Below are 5112 nucleotides of genomic sequence, written 5' to 3' on the forward strand. Positions count from 1 at the left end.
ACCGCGGCAGCCGCCGAGTCCTGCTCAGCCTCCCCCCTCGCTGGGCCTCCCAGGACGCTCGTGGGAACGCAGATCCGGCAGGCGGTGGTATCCCCCCAGCACGGACGCCGCAACTCGCGACGCCGTGGGCCGCACCTGCCGGATCCTCGGTGTCATGTGTCCGGACGCTCCTCAACCTCGATGAACAGGGAGGGCGGGGTCCGGGCCCGCAAATATGGAAACATCGCCCATTCCACTTCGTCAAGGGGTCTTGTCCATATGGACATAACCCCCCCGGCGGGGCTGCCATCCCTCGCTGCCCCGATATCCGTATGCCGCTGAGCCCGTCGCGCTGGCAGGCTGGGGAGGTGCCCCTCCCGCAGACCGAAGTCGTGCCCACCCTGACCGACGGCGTCGTGACGCTGCGGTCGCACCGCCCCACCGATATCGATGCGATCCTCGAGCAGTGCACCGACCCGCAGACGCTCCGGTGGACGACCGTGCCCCGCGGCTACACCCGTGAGGACGCCACGGCGTTCGTCGAGCGGATCCGAGAGGAGTGGTCAGACCCCGCCGGAAACCGTTACTGGGCAATCGAGTTCGTCGACCCCTCCGGGCCGCGCTTCGGGGGAACGCTTGACCTTCGGCCGGGGGCGGCACCGAGTGTCGCGAGCGTCGGCTTCGGGCTGCATCCCGACGCCCGCGGGCGGGGTGTGATGGCTCGGGCCGTCCGACTGGCCGCGGGACAGGGGTTCCGGGAAGGCTTCTGGGGCCAGCCGCTGCGCCGGATCCACTGGCGGGCCATCGCGGGCAACTGGGGCTCACGCCGGGTGGCGTGGGCGACCGGGTTCACCTTCCACGGCACCATCCCCGAGACGCATGTGGACCCGGCCGACCCCAGTGGCCCCGCTCTCGACTGCTGGAGCGGCAGCCTCGGCGCCGGCGACGAGATGCGACCCCAGACGCCCTGGTTCACACCACCGCCGTTGTCCGGCAACGGGATTCGGCTGCGCGAGTGGAAGGACTCGGACCGCGACGCGATCGAGGACCGCTCCGGCGACCCGGTGCACTGGATGCCGCCGGCGGCGGTGCTGAGCCCCGGCCGGTTCGACGAGTCGCTGCTGGCGCGACGGATGCGGATGGCCACCGGCGTCGCGATCCACTGGTGCATCGCCGACCCGGCGAGCGACGCCGCACTCGGTGACGTCCTGCTCTTCAGCCGCGGCGGGCCGCTGACGGGCGACACGGCCGAGCTCGGCTACCAGCTCAACCCCAGCGCTCGCGGCCGCGGAGTGGCCCGCGAGGCGGCCCGCCTCGTCGTCGACTTCGCCCGGACGTCGGTCGCGGAAGGGGGCCTCGGCATGCGGCGCCTCGTCGCGGAGACGGCTGCCGACAACGTGGCCTCCAACCGGGTCCTCGAGTCACTCGGCTTCCAGCCCTACGGCCGTGAGCACGCCGTCGACGTGCTCGCGGACGGAACCCACGGCGACGGCCTCCACTGGGAGCTGCTCCCCGCCCGCTGACCGACCCCCTCCACCTCGGCCGACCAACCCCACGGGGCGACCGACCAACCCCATAAGGCGACCGACCAACCTCACAAGGCGACCGACCAACCCCGGCGCTCGCAGAGGCCACCCGCGAGCGGCGGCGAGCTCAGCGGCATACGACGCGGTGCCCTCCGAACCGTCGAGTGAGCGCGAACTGCGGCCGCGAACCGTCGAGTGAGCGCGAACTGCGGCCGGACATCGGTGGGACGTTCGGCACACTGCCCGACCCGCGGCTTCCTGCGGCCTCGGACGTCGCTAACCTGAGCAGGAGCGGGCTGCTGCCATGCCCGTCGTGAGGGACTGATGAACGAAGCCACGTCGCACCGCTCCCAGGCGGGGCCATCCCACCTGCGGAGGCACGCCGGGCCCCCTATCGTGCCGGTCTTCTTCGTCTCCGACAGCACCGGCATCAGCGCCGAGACGCTCGGCAACGCCCTGCTCATCCAGTTCCCGGACGTGCGGTTCGAGCGCCAGCTCTTCCCGTTCGTCTCGACGGTCGAGGAGGCCCGCAAGGTCGTCCAGGCGCTCGATGCGGCGGCCGACGGGCCGGTCACCCCGATCGCGTTCTCGACGCTCGCCCCGACCGAGCTGCGCGACGAGCTGCGTCGGACGCGGTGCCCGCTCATCGACTTCTTCGACATCCACATGCCGCGCGTCGAGTCGGTGCTCGGCACGACCGGGATGCGGGTGCCGGCCCGGCTGCACGGCCTCGGTGACGTCAAGCGCTACAACCACCGAATGTCGGCGATCGAGTACGCGATCGAGCACGACGACGGCCAGAGCCTCCGTGCGCTCGACAAGGCCGACGTCATCCTCATCGGGCCCTCCCGGTGCGGCAAGACCCCGACGAGCATGTACCTCGCCCTCCAGCACGGCCTCTTCGTCGCGAACTACCCGCTCGTCGAGGACGACTTCGAGAGCACGGAGCTGCCGCTGCCGGTACGCGCCCACCGGCGGCGCTGCTTCGGCATCGTCACGACACCGGAGCGGCTCTCGCAGGTGCGCCAGGAGCGCCGCCCCAACTCGCGCTACGCCTCGAAGGAGCAGTGCACCTACGAGCTGCGCCGCGCAGAAGCCCTGCTGCGCGCCCACCACGTGCCCTCGACCAACTCCGCGACGAAGTCGGTCGAGGAGATCGCCACCGTCATCATGCAGACGATCCACCGGAGGAGCAGGCCATGAGCCGCAACGTCATACCATTTGCCGAGCTGGGGATGGACGACATCCACATCGTCGGGGGCAAGAACGCCTCCCTGGGTGAGATGGTCTCGAACCTCTCCTCAGCCGGCGTCAGGGTGCCCGACGGGTTCGCGACGACGTCCGACGCCTATCGGGCGTTCATCGGCGACACGGGCCTGGCCGAGCAGATCGCCGACCAGCTGCGTGGCCTCGACACGGAGGACGTCGAGCGGCTCGCCGCCGTCGGCCAGGCGATCCGCGAGGCCGTCGTCAAGCAGCCCTTCCCGGAGGACCTCGAGGCGGACATCCGGACCGCGTACGAGGAGCTGACCGGCGGTGACGAGTCGGTTGCGGTGGCGGTGCGGTCGAGCGCGACGGCCGAGGACCTGCCGGACGCGTCGTTTGCCGGGCAGCAGGAGACGTTCCTCAACATCCGCGGCGTCGAGCAGGTGCTGACCGCGATCCGCGAGGTCTTCGCCTCGCTCTACAACGACCGGGCGATCGCCTACCGGGTGCACCACGGCTTCGAGCACGAGACCGTCGCCCTGTCTGCAGGCGTCCAGCGGATGGTCCGGTCCGACATCGGCTCCTCCGGCGTCATGTTCACCATGGACACCGAGTCCGGCTTCGCGGACGCCGTCTTCATCACGTCGTCCTACGGCCTCGGCGAGGCCGTCGTCCAGGGCGCCGTCAACCCCGACGAGTTCTACGTCTACAAGCCGGCGCTACGGGCCGGCCGCCCGGCGATCCTCAAGCGTGGGATCGGCAGCAAGGCGATCCACATGATCTACACCGACGACCGCTCGGTCGGGAAGACGACCGAGTTCGTCGACGTCCCGGAGGAGCAGCGCAGCGTCCTCAGCCTCACCGACGACGAGGTGCTCGAGCTCGGTCGTCACGCGCTCGCCATCGAGGAGCACTACGGCCGCCCGATGGACATCGAGTGGGGCAGGGACGGCGCAGACGGCAAGCTCTACATCCTGCAGGCGCGCCCCGAGACGGTGCAGTCCCGACGCTCGGGCAGCGAGCTACAGCGCTACCGCCTCGGCCAGAAGGGCACCGTCCTCGTCGAGGGGCGTGCCATCGGCCAGAAGATCGGCGCCGGCCCGGTGCGGGTCCTGACCTCCGTCGAGCAGATGCGCGACTTCCAGGCGGGCGAGGTGCTCGTCGCCGACATGACCGACCCCGACTGGGAGCCGATCATGAAGCGCGCGTCGGCCATCGTGACGAACCGCGGCGGGCGGACCTGCCACGCCGCGATCATCGCCCGCGAGCTCGGCATCCCGGCCGTCGTCGGAACCGGTTCCGCGACTCGGAGCCTGCGGGACGGCACCGAGGTCACCGTCTCGTGCGCCGAGGGCGACACGGGGAACGTCTACGACGGGCTCCTCGACTTCACCGTCGAGTCGACGACCCTCGAGTCGATGCCCGACATCCCCGTCAAGATCATGATGAACGTCGGCACCCCGGACCAGGCCTTCGCGTTCAGCCGGCTGCCCAACGAGGGCGTCGGCCTCGCCCGCCTCGAGTTCATCATCAACCACCAGATCGGCATCCACCCCAAGGCGCTGCTCGAGGTCGACAACCTCGAGCCGCACCTGCGGGAGGAGATCACCGCGGCGACAGCGGCATACGACTCCCCTCGTGACTACTTCGTCAAGCGCGTCGCCGAGGGCGTCTCGACGCTCGCGGCGGCCTTCGCGCCCAAGCCGGTCATCGTGCGGATGTCCGACTTCAAGACGAACGAGTACGCGAACCTGCTGGGCGGCGAACGGTACGAGCCACACGAGGAGAACCCGATGCTCGGGTACCGCGGCGCGTCCCGCTACCTGTCGGAGGACTTCGCCGAGTGCTTCGCGATGGAGTGCGAGGCGCTGAAGTTCGTGCGCGACGAGATGGGTCTGACGAACGTCAAGATCATGATCCCGTTCGTCCGCACGGTCACCGAGGGCAAGGCGGTCATCGACCTGCTCGCCCACCACGGGCTCGTCCGCGGCGAGAACGACCTGCAGGTCGTGATGATGTGCGAGATCCCCTCGAACGCCGTCATCGCCGACCAGTTCCTCGAGCACTTCGACGGCTTCTCGATCGGCTCGAACGACATGACCCAGCTGACGCTCGGCATCGACCGCGACTCGAGCCTCGTCGCCGCGGGCTTCGACGAGCGCGACGACGCAGTGAAGTTCATGCTCGGCGCGGCGATCCGGGCCTGTCGGGAGCGCGGCAAGTACATCGGCATCTGTGGCCAGGGCCCGAGTGACCACCCGGACCTCGCCGAGTGGCTGATGGAGCAGGGGATCGAGAGCATCTCGCTCAACCCGGACACCGTCGTCGACACCTGGCTGAGCCTGTCGAAGCAGGGCAGCTGACGGAGGCTGGTTCGCGACCGGAGTTTGCGCTCACTCGA

At 69.9% G+C, this 5112-nt stretch carries 3 protein-coding genes; all 3 read left to right on the forward strand.

What is annotated here, in order from left to right:
- Positions 1-347 precede the first annotated feature (347 nt).
- The 3 genes from N864_RS19070 to ppsA all read left to right on the forward strand — a co-directional run bounded on the left by N864_RS19070 (position 348) and on the right by ppsA (position 5074).
- A complete protein-coding gene (locus N864_RS19070) occupies positions 348-1502 on the forward strand; it encodes a GNAT family N-acetyltransferase (protein WP_034720962.1) in 1155 nt (384 codons plus the stop codon).
- Positions 1503-1829: 327 nt separating this feature from the next.
- Positions 1830-2708, forward strand: a complete 879-nt coding sequence (locus N864_RS19075) for a pyruvate, water dikinase regulatory protein (RefSeq protein ID WP_051518811.1) — start codon at positions 1830-1832, stop codon at positions 2706-2708.
- On the forward strand, positions 2705-5074 hold the full coding sequence (gene ppsA / locus N864_RS19080; protein WP_034720959.1) for a phosphoenolpyruvate synthase: 2370 nt from the start codon (positions 2705-2707) through the stop codon (positions 5072-5074). Before N864_RS19075 ends, ppsA begins: the two co-directional genes overlap by 4 nt.
- Positions 5075-5112: the final 38 nt, after the last annotated feature.

Origin of the sequence: Intrasporangium chromatireducens Q5-1, assembly GCF_000576575.1 — a bacterium.
In the GTDB taxonomy this organism is placed as follows: Bacteria; Actinomycetota; Actinomycetes; order Actinomycetales; family Dermatophilaceae; genus Intrasporangium_A; species Intrasporangium_A chromatireducens.